Below are 17943 nucleotides of genomic sequence, written 5' to 3' on the forward strand. Positions count from 1 at the left end.
CGCGCCGTGCCACGCCATGCATCATGTCAGGCTGCCGACCGGCGGATGAACTCGGTCGACAGCTTTTGCAGGAACCAGACCAGCAGCACCGCGGCCACCGTCAGGCCGATCACGAGGCCGATCCAGAATCCCGTGGCCGAAAGCGGCTCCGCCGGCGAGAACGGCAGCCACGACGGCGCAAGTCCGAGGATGCAGCCCAGGGGAATGGCGATTCCCCAGAACGAGGCAAGATGGATGAACATCGGGGGACGCGTCACCTTGTAGCCGCGGATCGCGGAAGAGGCTGACACCTGGGTCGCATCGGACAGCTGGAACAGCGCCGCGAGCAGCAGCAGGTGCACGGTCATCTCCTGCACGGCGCGGTCGGACGTATAGGCGGCGGCGATGAGGTCCGGAAACAGGGCAATCGCACTCGCGGACAGCACCGCAAAGGCCACCGCCATGCCGACCCCGACCCAGGCGACCAGGCGCCCGCGTACCGCATCGCCTTCTCCCAGGGCGTGGCCGACGCGCGTGATCAGCGCGATGCCCACGCTCATCGGCACCATGAACACCAGGGAGGCGAAGTTCAATGCGATCTGGTGCGCCGACACCGTCACCACGCCGAACCTTGCCACGAGCAGCGCCACCGAAGCGAAGGCGCTGACCTCTGCGAAGTAGGTGATGCCGATCGGCAGGCCCATGCGCAGGGTAGAGGAGATTTCCTTCCAGTTCGGCTTCTCCCAGTGGGTGAAAGGATAGGTGGACCGGTAATTGCCGGAGCGCGCGATCCAGGCGACCATGGCGCCCAGCATCAGCCACATGCACAGGCCGGTCGACACCGCGCAGCCGACCGCGCCCAAACGGGGAAATCCCGCGTTTCCATAGACCAGCAGCCAGTTCACGAAGACGTTGAATCCCAGTCCGCCGAGCGAGATGAACATGAGCGGCTTCGTATGGTGGAGGCTCGCGCTGTATCCGTACAGGGCGCGATATGCGGCGAACGGCGGCATGCCGACGCTAATCACGTGCACGAACATCTCCGCCTTGCGCTGCACCGCCGCATCGAGCGACAAGTGATCGAAGACCAGGGTGGACAGGTTCAGCGCGGCGCAGGCGACGATCGCGGTGAGCAGCCCGAGCCAGGCTGCCTGCCGCACGACATGCGGCACGCGCGCCGTCCTTCCGCCGCCCATTTCATGGGCAATGACCGCATTGACGGCCATCATGATGCCGATCACGCTCACGAGCGTCATCGTCCAGACGGAAGCGCCAAGGGAGACAGCCGCCAAATCCTCGGCGCCGACATGGCCGGTCATGGCGACATCCGCCACGCCCATGCCGACGTTTGCCAGCTGGCCGATCAGTACCGGCCAGGCCAGCACCCACAACGCGCGCATCTCGGCGCGTACCGTTTTCCAGCGTTCCTTGGAAAGTGACGACATGTCTTCCGTTGAATATCAAATCGAAAATTGTAATCGGAAACCGGCGGGCGGCTGACCATGCAATTAGGAAAGCAGGCAACTAAGCAGATCCATAGAAGTTTTTTGACATGACCGCATGCTCCCAAACAACCTCTGTCATCCCCGCCTGCGCGGGGATGACAGAGCACGATCAATGGTGTTTAAGTTAATTCAAAGGACCTTCAAGCACACGCTTAGGCCCAGGATGGAAATGTTCTGCCTGATGGCGTTAGGTCACTTCGGCGCCATGCGCCAGCTTGACATTGGAGCGGCCGGCGTTCTTCGCGGCGTACATGGCAAGGTCCGCCGCCTTCATCAGGGACTTGACGTCCGCGCCATGCGCGGGATACAAGGCGCCGCCGATCGACGCCGAGATGTGGAAGACATGCCCGGCGAGTTCATAGGGAAGGTTGAGCTGGGCGAGAATCTTTTCCCCCACCAGCGCCACCGCGCGCTCGTCCTCCACGTCGACCAGCAAGGCGACGAACTCATCGCCGCCGAGGCGCGCCGCGGTGTCGGATTCGCGCATGCACGCATAGAGGCGCCGCCCGACTTCCTTCAGCAGCAGATCCCCGTACGCATGGCCATAGTTGTCATTGACCGGCTTGAACTTGTCGAGGTCGATGAAGAGCAAGGCGAGGCGGTGGCCGGTCCGCTTGGCGGAAGCGATCGCCTGGTTCAGGCGCTCGTCCAGCAGCTTGCGGTTGGGGAGGCCGGTCAGCGCGTCGTAGAGCGCAAGTTCCATCGCCTGGTGCGCCGCCTGCAGTGCGCGTGCCCGGTCATCGAGGAACAGCCACACGAGCAGCGCGACCAGCAGGCTGATGCTGATCCCCGCCTGCAGCACGAGGATCGGATGCTCGGCCTGCGCGCCGCTGTCGAGTTGGGGCATGGCCGAGATCAGCAATGTCCATTTCTGGCTGCCGACGGTGAGCGTGTCCAGCCGGCTGTACCACGCGTGATGTCCGGGGGGCGAATCAGCGATCGTGTCCACCAGTCGCATGTCCGGCTTCAGTTCGGTGCCGGTATAGATTTCGATGTCGAGCTTGTCGAAATCGCTCGTGGTGTCGAGCTGGATGCCGCGAATGAAATCTTCCGCGCGAAACGCCGCGTACACCCAGCCGATCAGGTTCGCCCTGCGCTCCAGCATCGTCGTATGCGGCTTTTCACGGTGGTACACGGGCGCATACATGAGAAAGCCGGCTTGTTCGTTGACGCCGTTTTCCTGGATCAGCTGGACCCGGTTTGTCGGCGTGATCTCGCCGCTGTCCTGGGCGGTCTCCATCGCGGCGCGCCTCGCCGGCTCGGAGTACATGTCGAATCCGAAGGCGCGCAGGTTGCGGCCGGAAAACGGTTCGATGAGCAGGATGGGCCCGTACACGTCCCGCTTGCCGGCCGGCTGCACGCTGTAGTTCGGATAACCCTCCGCGCGCACCGCCTGCTCATGCTTTTCCAGTTCCTCGGGGAATACGCGCTTTGCCAGTCCGAGCGCCTGGATCCCGGGGTAGTTCTGCTCCACCTTCAGTTCGGTAACGTAGTCTTGGAATTCGGCGCGGCTCAGGTTCGGTGCCACGTTGAAGGTGGCGACGCTGGCGCGCAATACCTGCTCGTACACCGTGAGGCGCTGCTGGATGCGGTCGCGCATTTCCATCGCGCGCGACTTGAAGGCGGAAGCCATCGCCTGCTCGGCATTGCGCGAAGAGTTGTCCCAGATGCGGTAGGTAATGAAAAGAGAAATGATCAAGGTCAGGGCGGTCAGAAGTTCCCGCGCCTGGAACAGCTTTGTTGCCGCCTGGATTTGCCTTTCTTTCGCGATCATGTAAGAGGAGGTCCCGGAACACTTGGAGAATCCGCAGCCAGGCTGCAAGGATCAGCGTTTCGCGGCCATTCGGATGGAATGTTTAAGTCACTCATGGTGGGGTGTGGAACGAATCTCTTTCTTGACCTAATGCAATCGGATGGCGTTGATTCGTTCACCTGCTTCAAGGCTGGCCGGGTTTGCTTGTTATTGTTCCTTGGAGAATCAGGTTTGGACAGAGAAAGCATGGCTTGGTTGCTTGATCGCCCCGCCTTGGCTTAACGCATTGTTGGATGGGGGTGTCGCTTAATAGGTATCAAACCTGATGGTTGCAAAAGCGGGGATTATTCGAAGTCAATCCGGGTCTTTTCCGGCACGCCCGTGCCGACCACAAGCATCCGAGACGCAAGCGTCAACAAGCTGCTTGCCGCTGCACAGAACGGTAATGCGGCCGGCGTAATTCTTCCAGTTAATCGCATCCTAAAGGTGAGCGCATGATGTTGTCCCGACTGAGCCTTAACCCCATTGCCGCCGCGTTGCTCGCGGCCAGCATGCTTTCCGCCTGCGGCGGCGGTGGAGGCGGATCGTCCGGCACCACGGTGCCAACGTCGCCTACCGGCGACACCCCTGCCACGCCAACGACGCCAACCACTCCCACGACGCCGACGACACCCACCACGCCGACGACGCCAACTACTCCTACCACTCCTACCACTCCTACCACGCCATCTACCGTGACGTCGCCGGCCGCCTTGCCTGCTTCGGCGATCGTGACCATGTCATGTCCCGACGGCGCGGCTGTCCAGTGCGCCGGATCGAGCCCGTTGCGCGTCGACAATGGCGTGACCCTGACCAGTTCCGGCGTGCAAGCGTATGCGCGTTCGACCAGCGACCTGCGCACGCCGAATCCGGACACGGCGACCGCGAAAGGATTCGCACCGGTTTCCGGCATCGGCGTCGCCGACATCCGCGTCACGAAGGACGCGAGCGGCGTGGCAACCGATTCGACCATGGTGCTCAGCAACCTCGGCATCAGCTGGGATGGCAAGGCGGAGCGTCCGGTCATCATCGAGGCATTCAAGCCGACCCTGGGACGGACCGCGCTGGCCGCGAGCGGAGCCATCGCCCTCGGGGCCTTGCCTGATTCAAGCGACTTGTCTTTCTATGACTATGCGACCAAGGGAACGTCCGCGACGCAGGCGAACTACGCGAACAACCGCTATTTCCCTCGCGCCACGCCCAGCCGTTGCCCTGCCGGCACGGCCACCTGTCCTTCGACGGAGACGGCCGGCCTGGCAGTCCTCAGCCGTGGCGACTGGCGCACCGGCGGCACCACGCCCGACCTGACCGAATCCGAGCGCCTGCACGAAGATGGCGACGTCCACGCCGGCAACAGTTCGAGCGGGGGGCCACTCCCGGATGCGACCGGCGCAGGCATTCCCTACCCCGGCGCGAAAGGCTACCGCACGCTCAACAACTGGACGCTCCAGTATGCCAACCTCGGCGCCTGGTTCACCCAGGATACCGTCGAGATCGTCGAGTGGACTACGCCCGCGCCCGGCAACGAGCATAACCAGAACCGGCGCGGCATGGTGGCGTTCGGCGATGTCACCAACCCGGCGGCCGTGCCTTCCGCAGGCACCGCGGTCTACAGCGGAACGCTCCACGGCTGGTACGGCACGAATCCGGCAAATGAACCGGCGCTGATCCGCGCGGATGTCACCGTCACGGTCAACTTCGCGACCCGCGAAGTCGCGGTCGATGTCGCCAATTCCCTGCTGGAAGACAGCGCGGGAACGACGGTCCCGCTGGCATTCAAGGCTACCGTCGGCGCCGGCGCCGCGGGCAGCAATGTCGCCAACTACATGACGGGCCCGGTCACGGTTGGCGCCTTGAAGGGCGGCCTTGGCGGACGATTCTTCGGACCGGTGGTGCAGGGCGGCAGCGGCGCAGGCCCGGCGGAGATCGGGTTCACGTTCACGGTTACCGATGCAGCGTCGGGGGCATCGGTGCTTGCAGGCTTCGTGGGACGCAAGCAGTAAGTTGATCCTGCCGGGCGCGCGAAGCCCGCGTCCGGCAGGTTGACATGTCAAAGAACGGCGGCAGATACCTGCCGCCGTTCTTCTTTGGAAGGCAGGCGCGCGTGCCGCCCGCCATACGCAAGAAGCCGCGTCGTGCGGCTCCATACTAAAAATAAAAAACGCCTGCGCGAAGGCAGGCGTATTCAGGGCAGGCGAGGCAGGCCTCTTACTTGAACTGCCAGGCCCTCACGTAGTTGACTTGCATGGCATTGCTGGAGCCAACGGGCGTATAGGCATTGTTGATTCCCAGCGTGCCGCTGCCGATGCGCGGCGACGTGCCCTCGTTGACCATCCACAAGCCGATATAGAAATACATCGGCGCCCGCACCTGGGTATTGTTGATCGTCCTGCCCATCTGGACGCCATCGATGTAATAGCGGATGGATGTCGCATCCCAGCGCACGCCGAACTTGTGGAACCCGGCGGACAGGTCGGGAACGTCGATGTATTCATGCGCCCGGAATTCCTCGTCGTAGCCGTTCGCGTCATTGACGGCGGTAACGACATAGTCCGTGGCGGTGAGCGTGGGAGAGGACCAACCGCCATCCGGCGCGCCGGTGTAGCTGTGCATGATGCCGATTTCCGGGCCATCGGTCGCAATGAGGGAAATCACCGGATGCAAGCCGGCGCCGACCGGCAGCTTGGCTTCCACTTCAAAGTAGCCGTACTGCTGAGAGAACTTGCCGTCGCCGACGATGGTGCGGTCGAAGAACTGGCCGGTCGCATCCTGCTGGGGCCAGATGCGCAGGTTGCCGTCGGCGACATCGTAGTTGCGTGTCGCGTTGTTGTTCTTGTACCAGATATCTGTCGACCAGCGCGTAGCGTCGATCGTGGAGCCGCTGTTGAATTCCTCCGCGAAGGTAAGCGTGTACTGGCTGGCATCCTGGCCGACCGGCGTAACCGGCGGAGGCTCCTGCACCGGAGTGGAAGGCGGCGTGGTCGCCGGCGTCGTGGTGTCAGGCGTGCTTGGCGTTGTCTGTACAGGTGTCGTGCCGGTGGAAGGGACGGTGGATGTCGGGGTGGTTGGCGTTGCCGTGGCAATCGTATCGCTTGATCCACCTCCACCGCCGCATGATGCAAGCGAGACGGGAAGGATGAGAGCAAGTGCGCGATGAGAAAGTTTTTTCATGGTCACTGTTGGAATGAAGACGAATACCGAAACAGCGACTAGTTTGTTATTGAAAGCGCACGGCTGCCTTAATGTGACGCAAGCGGCACCTTATAAAAATAAAATTCATTCGTAAAAAAATGTATGCTGCAAGTGTCCTGTAAACATGAATTGCGATTTATCAATGGCTTACTAAGGAACCGCTCGCCAGAATTTCACTCCCGGCAAGTTTTCAATTTACCGCCAACAAGCTTTCCCGATTGAACTATGTCCTTGGAGACACATCTCACTTCATTCCTTTGTGCAATGAAAGTGAGTTGTCATGGCGGTTTCCAAGAGCGAACGCGCATTGTTGCCATTGATCGGATTACAAGGCGGGCTGACGGCGTTCGGCGGCTTCATCGGCTTTCACGTGATGGCGTCCGGCGACGCGAATGCCATCTTCCGTTATACCCTTTGCATGCTGACGTCCGCCATTGCGGGTACTGTTGCCGGTTACCTCGTCGGTCCCCTCTGCCGCGCCAGCAGCGCCGTCATGCTGAGAGCAGGATTCGTCCTGCCCGGCTGCATCCTGCTGTTCGGGGATGGTTCGCCGGACGTGCTCGCGGCAGGCTATGGCGCCTTCATCGGCATGACCTGGGGCGCCCGGCATCTGCTGGAAATGTCGATGTTCCGTGACCGCGAACGCGATGCCTATGCATCGCGCTCGGGCGCGCTCGGCGTCGCCTGCGGCATCGCCGCGACTATCCTCGTCACGCTCCTGCTGGCGGGTACCGGCGCAGGCACGGGCATGGCATTCCGCGGCGCCGGAGCGATCGGCATCCTGGGCGGACTCATGCTGGGCAAGCGCATTCCCGGGGACCGCATGCGCGCGCTCGTCAATCCGCTGGCCGTATTGAAGCAGCCGCAATTCCTTGCGTCGATGCCGCTGTTCTTCCTGGAGTCTGGCCTGTTCGGCGTCGGGCAGGCGGTCGGTTCGGCCGGCGCATTCCAGGCGCTGGGTTCGGCGAGCACGTTTGGCTGGGTGGCAACGCTGGCCGGCATGGCGGGCGCCATTGCGCTCTTCCTTACCAGGCGCTGGCGGGACGCGGGCAACCGCGTGGCCTGGCTCGGGCGGTCCTGCGCGGTCGTTGCCGCGGCCTTCGTGATGCTCGGGATGAGCGCGTGGTCGCCGGTGTTCTATGTGCTGTATGCGGTTCTCAAGGCGGCCGGCGGACCGTTCCTGAGCGCCAGCGAGCAGGTGCTCAACCAGCGTACCCTCGATATCCAGGGAGCCTTGCAGGACCGTATCGTTGCCAGGGAAGTGGTGCTCTGGATGTTCAGGATGACGTCGCTCGTGCTGTTCTGGAACCTGCTGTCCCACTTGTCCGCGGCGCATCTGCTGGCGGCAGGCGCAGGCCTGCTGGCGGCCGCAACCCTCCTCGAATATGCCGCCGGACGCGCCTTGTTATGGCGTGCGGCGCGCGGCGATGCGGAAGCCACGCGTCGTGGCGTGGCGTGACCGTTCAGGCGGTCTGGCGTCACTGTTCCGCCGCGTCGGCGGGCGCCGGCGTGCGGTCATCAGGCGCGCCGGCGAGGCATAGCCGGTTGCGTCCCTGCGCCTTTGCCTGGTAGAGCGCGTCGTCGGCCGACTTCATCAGGGCATTCCATTCGCGGCTTTCCGGAGTTGCGGACAGCTCGGCGATACCGATGCTCATGGTGACCCGTCCGACCTCGGCGAAGCACGCGGACCGGATGGCGTCCAGCAGGCGCGTGCCCGCCACGACCGCCTGTGCGGCATTGATGCCCGGGAAAATGACGCAGAACTCCTCGCCGCCGTAGCGCCCGCCCAGGTCGATGCGGCGGCAGGTCTTCTGCAGGATGCGGGCGATGTCCGCCAGCACCTTGTCGCCCGTCTCGTGGCCGAACCGGTCGTTGATCGACTTGAAGTGATCGATGTCGATGTAGGCCACCGACAGGGGAATGCCGGTGCGGATCGCGATATCGATTTCCCGTTCGCCGGCCGCAATGACGGCGCGGCGGTTCATGAGTCCGGTCAGGTCGTCGTGGGCGGCAAGGTAATCCTTGCGCTTAACCATGCGTTCGAAATAAAGCAGCAGCAGCGCCATTGCCAGGACCTGCGTGCCAACCAGCGGCACCAGGAAGACGACGGAGACGCCGATTGAGTTGTCCGTCGTCGGAAGGAAGAACATGCTGCCCTGGTAGCTGACGAAGGAGCGGTAGACGCAGGAGACGACGATGAGCAGGCTGCCGAGCAGGCCCAGCAGGTTGCCGAAGGTGCGCTTGCGGCTTCCGTTGCGCATGAGGCTGCAGGCGATGCCGAAGTACAGGACGGCGCAGGTCACGGAGGCCAGGGCGGCGCGGGAGTAGACCGGCGCATCCATCGCGAGCAGCGCGACGTAGACCACGCAGAAGGCCAGCGCGGTGCACCAACCGACCGGGGAAGGGCGTTTCCCGTAGAAGTTTTGCACGCCCCACCATTGCAGCATGACGCCGCCGATCAGCAGGAAGTTGCCGACGACGAGGAAAAAATAATTCGGCCTGCCTGCATTGAGCACCACGGTCATCACCCCAAGCGCGCTCAAGGCGCCCGACCAGGCCCAGTAGCGCGTGCATTTCTCGGAGGGTACCGCCGTGAAGATACCCGCCATGACCAAGGCGACGGAGAACTGTACCAGGACGAGAGCGATGCCAGCGGTGAGGGACTGCACGCGAAAACCTTAATCAGGACCGACATGAACAATAGTAGCGGCTTTGCACGGCAACGTCGCTTCCTATTGGAAACTCCTGACGCATTCTGCATGGAAAACCACATCCGGTTCGCCGTCGGGGCATGCAGTTCCTTTACAAAGCCGTGGAAGGCATTTGCCGCTTTGGATGATTGCGAACCGAGTGACCGGTCGATTATTGCTCAAACTGGAATAGTTTGTTGTGTCCGGTAATGTTTTTCGGAAAGGGGAGGATGGCTACACTGTGCTTCATCGATGAGCACACACAGTGCGACTCAACGAGGCAGGACCCGACGGCTGGCGCCGCTTGCGCCGGCCTGCCGAGCCCGGAGTCAATCACTTACCCTTTTGGAGAACAACATGAATGCCAAGACCCTGATCGCTGCCGTTGCCCTGATCGCCGCCGGTTCCGCCTTTGCCGAGCAGACCTATCCCTTCGTCGAGCACACCGGCTACGCCTCGTCGACCAGCCGCGCCGCCGTCGCCGCGACCGTGAAGGCTGACAATGCAGCCGCGCTGCCCGGTTCGACCGAATTCACCGACTACACCCGCGTGGCCACCGAGAAGAGCCGTGCCGAAGTGCGCGCCGAACTGGGCGGCGAGCATGAGTTCCAGGTGGCACGCAATCCCGAGTTCACCGACAACACCCATTTCGCTTCGGTGCGCACCCGCGACGAAGTCCGCCGCGAAGCCATCCAGGCCGCCAAGGCAGGCCGTTGATCTGATCTCTTCGCGGATGCGTGCTCGATCCGCTGATGTTTCCGGCCGGGTTTTCCCGGCCGGTTTTTTTTGCGTTTCGCGCAAGGCCGGGCGGGCGCAGATTCGATGCGGCGACAGCGCTTTTTGAATTACAGGGTCGGAAAGAGGAAGCGTTTTTCCAGCAGCGCAGGAACATTCGCCGCCGGCACCGGCCTCGAGATGAAATAACCTTGCACCTCGTTGCAGGACAAGGCCTGCAGCACCCGCAATTCTTCCACCGTTTCGACGCCTTCCGCCACGACGCTCAGACCGAGGACATGCGCCATGGACAGGATCGCCATGAACAGCGCTTCGCCTTCCCGGCTTGCGCACAGGCGCGCCGTGAATGCCCGGTCGACCTTGAGGGCGTCGACTTCCAGCCGCTGCAGCTGCGAGAGGCAGGAATAACCCGTTCCGAAATCGTCCACCAGCAGCTTGATTCCCAGGGCCTCGATCGCGGCCAGCTGGGCATTCACTGACACCTCTTCTCCCATCATGCATGACTCGGTCAGCTCCACCTCGATGAGGGAATGATCGAGCTGATGGCGGTTGACCGCATCGGCGAGCTGCCGGTCGACCGAGCTTTCGCTGAACTGGCGAGGCGAAACGTTGATCGAGACCGGCACCACGGGCAGCCCCTGCGCCTGCCATTCGGCGAGCTGCGCGCAGACCTTGTCGATGACCAGTTGGCCAAGCTTCAGGATGAGGCCGGTCTCTTCCGCCAGCGGAATGAAATCGTTCGGCGGGATCATGCCCTTTTCCGGATTCATCCACCGCACCAGGGCTTCCATGCTGCGGATTTCCCCGCTGAAGGTATCCACCCGGGGCTGGTAATGCAGCAGGAACTCGTCCTTGTCGATGGCCCGGCGCAAGGCCTGTTCGCGCGAGAGGCGATCCATCAGGTTGGCGGACAGCCTGGGCTGGTAATACTCGTAGCGGCCCTTGCCTGCCGCCTTCGCGGCATACATCGCCACGTCGGCATGCTTGAGCAGGGTTTCGACGCTGTCGCCATCCTGCGGAAACAGGCTGATGCCGACCGAGGCGCGGATGGAGTGCGTGCTGCCGTCGGACAGGTCGAAGGGTTCCATCAAGGCCTGGATCAGGCGGTCGGCAACGCGCGAAACCATCCGTTCCGAATCGAGGTCTTCGAGGATCACGGTGAACTCGTCGCCGCCCAGGCGCACGACGTTGTCGTGCGGCCGCATGATGGACTTCAGCCGCAAGGCGCTGGCCTGCAACAGCTTGTCGCCCGCGGCGTGTCCGAGCGTATCGTTGATGTTCTTGAAATCATCGAGGTCGACGAACAGCAGGGCGAGGTTCCTGCCCGACTGGCGCGCCCGCTCCAGCGCCTCAGGCAGGTAATGCATGAGCCAATGCCGGTTCGGCAGGGTGGTCAGGGCGTCCGAGTTGGCCAGCCAGGAAAGGTCCTGCTCCTGCTGCTTGGCATGGGAAATGTCGCGCAAGGTGATGGCCAGGCCTTCGCCATAGCGCACCAGGCGCCGATTGATCCAGGTCGCGCGCACCGCGCTGTCCGGCGAGACGCGCACCTGGTCTTCGTGGAAGCCATGCTCCAGCGTGCGCTGGAACAGATCCATCGCCGTCTTGAAATAATCGCCGCCGTACAGCTTGGACAGACGGGTCCCGATGAAGGTGTCCTTGGTCTGCCCGTACAGGGCGGCGCCGCTTTCATTGCAGTCCACATAGGTAAAGTCGATCACCGTGCCTTCGTGGTTGTAGAGCGCCTGGACGATATACAGGCCCTCGTGCGCGTTGTCGGTGGCGAGGCGGAAAGCCGAGGTGACTTCGTCCTCCACCCGGCGCCGGTGCGTGGCGCGGTAGAAGTAGAGGGTGCCGCAGACCGCGGCCAGCATGCAGCCGAGGCTGCCGGCGACGGCGAAGCCGAAGTAATCGCGTGCGATCGCTTCATGGGAAACCAGGCTGGACTTGACCGACAGCCCCGCCACGGAAATCAGGGATTGGTCGGCGACCCTGTGCCAGGCGACGATGCGTTCGGTCTGGTCGATGAAGTCGCTTGCCGGCATGCGCTGCACGCCGTCGACGGAGGAAAATTCCGGCGGCACCACGAATGCGGAATACATGTTCTGCGAATTCGAGCCGTCGTTGATTGCCAGGGTCGTGCCGTCCTTCCTCAGGACCGAAACGAAGGCGTTGCCCGACACGATGCCTTCGTCGTCCAGCGAGGCGAATGAAGATACGTCGAGCGCCACGGCGACGACGCCGTCGAATTCATGCTCCGGCCCTTCGACCCGGCGGCTGAATACCACCACGCGCTTGTTGACCAGTGGGGAAAGCACGGGGCCGCCGATCGTCAGCCGGTCGTCTGCCTGGCGCTGCTGCGCCTGGAACCATTCCTGCCCGGAGACGTTGATTCCCATCGGCTTGCCGACCGTCGAGGTGACCATGTCGCCCTTGCGGTCGAACACGGCGGCGTGCAGCCGGTCGGTGTTCGGCACCAGTCCCCGCTGGGTCTGCTCCGCCAGCTGCAGGTCTCTTCCCGAAAAACTCCAGGCGTAACGGATCGCCCGGGAAACCTGGTCCGCCTGCTCGATGGAGCGCGACACATGATTGGCATAGGCCTTCGCCCTGGCCTGGGCTTCGGCGTGCACGCGTTCCGTCAATGCCTGTTCTTCATCGCTGATCTTGGACTGGGTCACTCCCCAGATCGTCAGGATCGCGATGAAGCACAGCAGCGGCCACAGCATGACGGCCACGTGCTGGCGCCAGGTCAGCGAGACCGGCGATGCGTCGCCACGGACGTGCGGGCCCGCCGGACTGACGTCAGACGTGGTCGCCTGCGCGCCTTCCGCGAAAGTCAATTCGGCGTCGGATGGTTTCAGACCGTCTCCTCTCATCGTTGTCATCGTGACAAGCAGGTCTCTCACGCCTGCTTCGAACGCGCAATGGCGTTTACTTTCTTTTGAGAAAGCTGTTGGGAATCTTACTTGAGAAGCTGAAAATATGCGCGCCCTGCGCAAAAAAGCGACAGTGCCCGGGCATGTCCCGCGGTTTCAGCGGGCGGCGCAAGGCAGGGGGGAGGGAAAAACCGGAAGAATGATGGAAAAGCCGGCTGCGGAGCCGGCTTTCATGGAGGGGCGCTACGCGCCGTTCAGCAGAAGCGATGTTCCTTGATGCGGTCGATGACAATGCGGGCCTGCATGCCCGCCACCGCCTCGTGCGCCTCGTCCCAGGCATCGCACAGCCGGCGGGCGGATTCTTGCATCATTTCGGAGGCGACGCGCGCCGCGTCGTAGGGCGTCTCCGCCTCGCTGCGCGCCTTGTCGAGCTGGGCGACCAGCGCTTCCAGCCTGGCGCGGTGCCGGATCGGGGCGCATTCGACGGCTTCGCGCAGGACGTGGCGCCGGAAATCTTCAAAACCCTCGGGATCGAACTGATGCAACGCGACCAGCGCGTCGAAATCGGGAAGCGGTTTGTCCATGCTCATGATTTGCTCCTGAATACCGTTGCCATAGTTATAACGTGCAAGGCGGAGAAATCATTTGTGGGCTGTCAAACCGATCAGCCTCTTCATTTGTCTTCCCGCACAGGACGCACGGTTTCGTGGCCGGTCGTCCGGGGCGGTTCGGAACATGTGCGAAATATTAGGGGAGCCGCAGAGGGCTTGCGGGCGCCCCTTGGGTCAGATGTTGTAATGCTCGAGCACGGCTTGGGCGCATTGCATGCTGTCGCGGTCATCCGGGCTCACGACGCTGTCGTTGGCCGGCGCCTGGTTGCGCTTCACGCATTGCGTCTTTGCCATCGCCAGCAGGCGACGGCGCACATGGCGGCCGAGCGACACCTTCTTTTCCTGCTTCTTCAGCGGGTAATGCCCGACGTAGCGAAGTCCGTCCTCGAAGATGATCTCGACTTCACACTCTTCGCCAGCAGCCGAAGGCGCCTGGTCCGCCCAGCTTTGCAAGACATTGTTGGCTGCTTCCAGGGAGGTTACGCGCGCCTTGGACGCTGATCCATTGACCGGATGGATGAGAATTCGCGAAATATCGACCTTTTCGCTCGTTTGAGTTGCCACCTTTTTTCCTCAAGAATGAAATGCGTCACGCGGGAGATGGGGGCGGATTGACGTATTACAAGACACGTATTTCAGGGCAGGTGCCCGACATGCTTCCGGTGACATGAATTATCCGTGTCACTTAGATTCATCTTGAGGCAGAGGTTCGCTAACCGAGCGCGATTCCCGCCGCTGCCAGCGCTTCCAGGATGGAAAGGTAAAGTTCGTGCATGACTTGGTTGCGGACCTGGCTGCTGCCATTGACCCAGACGATGATCCTGAAGGTCGCCGCGCCCGTCACGCTGGTCAGCAGCACTTGGGGCGCGGGGCGTTTCTCTACGGAATAATGCTTGTCGACCGCCTGGTGCAGCAGCGCCGCCACTTCGCGCATGTCGCTGCCGCGGCCGACGGCCAGGTTGAGCACGAGGGGCGACCGGTCATGGCCGTCCGCCCAGTTCTTGACCGGATCGGTGATGAACTTCTGGTTCGGCATGATGATCACGCTGCCCTCGGCCGTCATCAGGCGGGTGGCGCGCGCACCGATTTCGATCACGTCGCCTTCGACGCCGCCAAGCTCCACCCGGTCGCCAATTTTGACCGGACGCTCGAACATGACGATCAGGCCGCTGATGAAATTGCTGACGATATTCTGCAGGCCGAAGCCCACACCCACGCCGACCGCGCCCGCGAGGACGCTCAGCGCGGTCAGGTTGATGCCGGCGGTCTGCATCAGGATCATAGTGCCGACCACCAGCACGAGGTAGCGCACCAGCGAACCGATCGTGTAGCGGGTGCTGACGTCGACATGGCCGTATGCCAGCAGGCGGTCGGCGATCAGGCCCCGCAGCCAGCCGGAGACGATTACCAGCAGGGTCATGCCGACGACCAGGGTGAGCATGGTGCTCAGCGTGACTTCGGTCTTGCCGATATGAAAGAGAAGCGGGTCGTGCTGGAACGCCGAACTCATCAAGACGAGGAAACGGTCCATCCTTGCTCCGGGGGCGGGCTTGAATGTAGAGATGGACCATCATCCGGCGCGCAAGTGCGCTCGCCAGGAAACGCATCAAACATTTGCCGCCATCAAGCCTGCCACTCGGTCAAGGAATATTCCCGGTGCTGCCGCGCCTGCATGGCGTGCCCGCCTTGGCGTTCAGGCAGCGACGCCTTCGATGGCTGCGTCGCGCACCATGCCCGGATTCTTGTGGCGCAGGCAGTAACCCTGCTTGTACACGCTGACGAGGCTGGTCTGGCAGCGGGTCAGGATTTCAAGCTTGAGGCGCAGCTGAAAGATGGCGACCCCGGTTCGCCCAGAACGTGATGGTGGACGTCAAGGTCTACAGCGTTTCGGTCGACGGGCAGTCAACGCTCGGCTTCAGCACGAATCTGCTCTACCAGCGCCTCAACGGCCTCGGCGCATCGATCGTCAGCGCGCCGACGCTCGCGCCATCCAGCGGCACACCCGGCGTCATCACCCTGAGTTCGAAGGATCCGAGCTGGAACTCGTCCACCGTGGTCGCCGAGGCGCTGTCCCAGTTCGGCAAGGTCGCATTGCATACCCAAGGCCAGGTCATCGCCATCAACGGCCAGCCGGCGCCGATGCAGGTTGCTAATGAAATCAATTACATCGCCTCGGTATCGACCACGGTCTCCCCGAATGCCGGAGCCACGACGGCCGCCACGCCCGGCACCAAGATCGTCGGCTTTACCGCCAATTTCCTGCCTTTGATCCTGGGCGACAACCGCATCCTGCTGCAATACCAGATGCAGATTTCCCAGCTGGTCGCGCTGACCTCGATCCAGTCGGGAGGCCAGATCATCCAGACCCCGCAGATCGCTTCGCAATCCCTGCAGCAGCAGGCCTTCGTCAGGGACGGCCAGGCCATCGTGCTGTTCGGCTTCGACCAGAGCCGCGACCAATCGAGCAATTCCCAGAGCCTGCTTGGCGTGTCGCGGGCGGGGGATTCCACGCGCCAGATGATGGTCATCGTGATGCAGATCAGCGGCGGCATCAAGGACACCCAGAACTGATGGCCGTTTCTCCGGTGATTACTCCGAATATTTGCCGAGCCAGTCCAGTGCCTCGGCGCGCCCCTGGAAGAAGCGGACGGGCCAGGGCGGCCCGAACGGCAGCATCGACAGGACGCTCTGGCTGGTAATGTTGCTGAACTTGGACGCGTTCACGACTGCGACCGCGCGCACGAAATCGAGTTCGCCCACGCGCAGCTGCGCGGCGAAAGAATACGAATAGGAATGCAACTTGTGCACCAGCACGAGGGGAGGGTGCGGATGATACTTCTTCAGGAACTGCGCCCATTCATCAAGCATCTGCCGGCTGATCTCGATGCCATTGTCGACGATGGTTTCAACGATGCCATTCTCAAGAAACAAGACTTCCGCAAAGCTGAGTCGGTGGGAAAGCACGTTGGAATTGGAGTGAGGTTGACGCCTCGCAGCATAATCGGGTTCGCCTTCCCGGTCCAGCCAATTCCATCTAAGACGCCGATAGCCGCTCTTCCGCGCGGCGGCTTGCCTTGCCATATCGCATATCATTCCCGGCGTCGGGAAAGCGCTGCTGTGCAGTCCTGAATCAACACGGCGGCATGGAAGGACATTCAGCATGCCACACCGGCTTCTGGCGGCCCGGCATTCTCAAGTAGAATGCGTTCTCCCCCTCGAGCCCGCATCGTCATGTACGCCAGCTTCCCGATTTTCGCCATGCTAAATGCGCCTGCGCGGCCGATGCAGGCTGCAATGTCCATCGTCACGCGAGCAGGCGATGCTCAATAGCTTGTGGCTTGGATTCTTCGTCGTCGCCGGCATCAGTGGATTCTGGCGCTGGCTCGCGCTCAGGGATGCGGCAGTGTTCGGCGCCATGGTCGACAGCCTGTTCGGCATGGCCAAGCTGTCGGTGGAAGTGATGGTTCTGCTGTTTGGCACCCTGACACTGTGGCTGGGCATATTGCGCATCGCCGAGCGAGCGGGAATGGTCGAGTTGCTGGCACGCGGACTCGGGCCGCTGTTCCGGCGCCTGATGCCCGAGGTGCCCGCCGGCCACCCTGCCCTGGGCCTGATCACGCTGAACTTTACCGCGAACGCGCTGGGCCTGGATAACGCCGCCACGCCGATCGGACTGAAGGCGATGCGGGCGCTTCAGGACATCAACTCCGATCCGCGCACGGCCAGCAACGCCCAGATATTATTCCTGGTGATGAATGCCTCGTCGCTTACCCTGCTGCCCGTGAGCATATTCATGTACCGCGCGCAGCAGGGCGCGGTCGACCCGACCTTGATCTTCCTGCCGGTGCTGCTGGCCACCACATGCTCCACGCTCGCGGGGTTCATTTCCGTCGCGGTGGCGCAACGCATCCGGCTTTGGGATCCGGTCGTGCTGGCGTGGCTGGGCGGAGCCGGACTCGCGCTGGGCGCATTCATCTTCCTGCTTGCCAGCCTGTCGCATGCCGCCCTCAATGCTTTCTCTTCCCTGCTGGGCAACCTGGTGCTGTTCAGCCTCATCCTTGCCTTCATCCTCGTCGGCGCCTGGCGGCGCGTGCCGGTGTACGAGGCGTTCGTCGAAGGCGCGAAGGAAGGTTTCGACGTTGCCAGGAACCTGCTGCCCTATCTCGTGGCCATGCTGTGCGCGGTGGGCGTGCTGCGTGCATCCGGCGCGCTTGACGCCGTGCTCGACCTGCTGCGGCATGCGATCGACGTGCTCGGTTGGGATCCGCGCTTCGTGGATGCCTTGCCGACCGCACTGGTCAAGCCCTTTTCCGGAAGCGCGGCGCGCGCGCTGCTGATCGACACCATGAAGTCCCATGGGGTCGACAGCTTTCCGGCCCTGATTGCGGCCACGGTGCAAGGCAGCACCGAGACGACGTTCTACGTGCTGGCGGTTTACTTCGGCGCGGTCGGGATACAGCGCGCCCGCCATGCGGTCGCCTGCGCCCTGCTGGCCGATCTCGCCGGCGTGCTGGCGTCGATCGGCGTGTGCTACTGGTTCTTTGGATGAAGACGGACGCGTCGAAT

Annotated in this window: 15 protein-coding genes; 5 read left to right on the plus strand and 10 right to left on the minus strand. The window is 62.7% G+C overall.

The features are described 5' to 3' along the window. Positions 1-26 precede the first annotated feature (26 nt). The 3 genes from G3574_RS23640 to G3574_RS28160 all read right to left on the minus strand — a co-directional run bounded on the left by G3574_RS23640 (position 27) and on the right by G3574_RS28160 (position 4249). Positions 27-1424 (minus strand): MATE family efflux transporter, encoded by a 1398-nt coding sequence (locus G3574_RS23640; RefSeq protein WP_163968003.1) that lies wholly within the window; start codon positions 1422-1424, stop codon positions 27-29. Between the two features lie 247 nt (positions 1425-1671). Continuing rightward, the gene (locus G3574_RS23645; protein ID WP_163968004.1) at positions 1672-3258 is read right to left on the minus strand and encodes a CHASE domain-containing protein; all 1587 of its coding nucleotides are present in this window, start codon (positions 3256-3258) and stop codon (positions 1672-1674) included. Between the two features lie 448 nt (positions 3259-3706). Next, positions 3707-4249, minus strand: coding sequence for a hypothetical protein (locus tag G3574_RS28160; RefSeq protein ID WP_205609895.1), 543 nt, complete (start codon positions 4247-4249; stop codon positions 3707-3709). Between G3574_RS28160 and G3574_RS23655 the strand changes: the two genes are divergently transcribed. Next, the gene (locus G3574_RS23655; RefSeq protein WP_163967828.1) at positions 4230-5279 is read left to right on the plus strand and encodes a HupA family protein; all 1050 of its coding nucleotides are present in this window, start codon (positions 4230-4232) and stop codon (positions 5277-5279) included. The genes G3574_RS28160 and G3574_RS23655 overlap by 20 nt on opposite strands. A gap of 205 nt (positions 5280-5484) precedes the next feature. On the opposite strand, the gene G3574_RS23660 is transcribed toward G3574_RS23655, so the two are convergent. Then, positions 5485-6447, minus strand: a complete 963-nt coding sequence (locus G3574_RS23660; RefSeq protein ID WP_163968005.1) for a glycoside hydrolase family 16 protein — start codon at positions 6445-6447, stop codon at positions 5485-5487. 301 nt (positions 6448-6748) lie between these two features. Between G3574_RS23660 and G3574_RS23665 the strand changes: the two genes are divergently transcribed. Next, on the plus strand, positions 6749-7927 hold the full coding sequence (locus tag G3574_RS23665) for a hypothetical protein (protein ID WP_163968006.1): 1179 nt from the start codon (positions 6749-6751) through the stop codon (positions 7925-7927). 19 nt (positions 7928-7946) lie between these two features. Here G3574_RS23665 and G3574_RS28875 read toward each other — a convergent pair whose 3' ends face one another. Further along, the gene (locus G3574_RS28875) at positions 7947-9137 is read right to left on the minus strand and encodes a GGDEF domain-containing protein (protein ID WP_163968007.1); all 1191 of its coding nucleotides are present in this window, start codon (positions 9135-9137) and stop codon (positions 7947-7949) included. Between the two features lie 378 nt (positions 9138-9515). Here G3574_RS28875 and G3574_RS23675 point away from each other — a divergent pair, with 378 nt between their 5' ends. Beyond that, a complete protein-coding gene (locus G3574_RS23675; RefSeq protein ID WP_163968008.1) occupies positions 9516-9875 on the plus strand; it encodes a DUF4148 domain-containing protein in 360 nt (119 codons plus the stop codon). Between the two features lie 128 nt (positions 9876-10003). Here the strand turns inward: G3574_RS23675 and G3574_RS23680 are convergent, their stop codons facing one another. From G3574_RS23680 to G3574_RS23695, 4 genes are all read right to left on the minus strand, one after another. Next, positions 10004-12796, minus strand: coding sequence for a bifunctional diguanylate cyclase/phosphodiesterase (locus G3574_RS23680; protein WP_163968009.1), 2793 nt, complete (start codon positions 12794-12796; stop codon positions 10004-10006). Positions 12797-13020: 224 nt separating this feature from the next. After that, complete coding sequence (locus G3574_RS23685) at positions 13021-13356, minus strand: DUF3135 domain-containing protein (protein ID WP_163968010.1); 336 nt, start codon at positions 13354-13356, stop codon at positions 13021-13023. A 195-nt stretch (positions 13357-13551) separates the two neighbouring features. Further along, positions 13552-13941: a hypothetical protein gene (locus G3574_RS23690; protein ID WP_163968011.1), complete on the minus strand. Its 390-nt coding sequence runs from the start codon at positions 13939-13941 to the stop codon at positions 13552-13554. A gap of 148 nt (positions 13942-14089) precedes the next feature. Next, entirely contained in the window at positions 14090-14908 is an 819-nt protein-coding gene (locus G3574_RS23695; protein ID WP_163968012.1) for a mechanosensitive ion channel family protein, read from the minus strand. Between the two features lie 329 nt (positions 14909-15237). On the opposite strand from G3574_RS23695, the gene G3574_RS23700 reads away from it, so the two are divergent. Then, on the plus strand, positions 15238-15948 hold the full coding sequence (locus tag G3574_RS23700) for a hypothetical protein (RefSeq protein WP_163968013.1): 711 nt from the start codon (positions 15238-15240) through the stop codon (positions 15946-15948). An 18-nt stretch (positions 15949-15966) separates the two neighbouring features. On the opposite strand, the gene G3574_RS23705 is transcribed toward G3574_RS23700, so the two are convergent. Continuing rightward, the gene (locus G3574_RS23705) at positions 15967-16539 is read right to left on the minus strand and encodes a hypothetical protein (RefSeq protein WP_163968014.1); all 573 of its coding nucleotides are present in this window, start codon (positions 16537-16539) and stop codon (positions 15967-15969) included. A 157-nt stretch (positions 16540-16696) separates the two neighbouring features. On the opposite strand from G3574_RS23705, the gene G3574_RS23710 reads away from it, so the two are divergent. Further along, on the plus strand, positions 16697-17926 hold the full coding sequence (locus tag G3574_RS23710) for a nucleoside recognition domain-containing protein (RefSeq protein ID WP_163968015.1): 1230 nt from the start codon (positions 16697-16699) through the stop codon (positions 17924-17926). The last annotated feature ends 17 nt before the right edge of the window (positions 17927-17943 follow it).

It is taken from the genome of Noviherbaspirillum galbum, assembly GCF_010974945.1.
GTDB classification, from domain to species: domain Bacteria; phylum Pseudomonadota; class Gammaproteobacteria; order Burkholderiales; family Burkholderiaceae_D; genus Noviherbaspirillum; species Noviherbaspirillum galbum.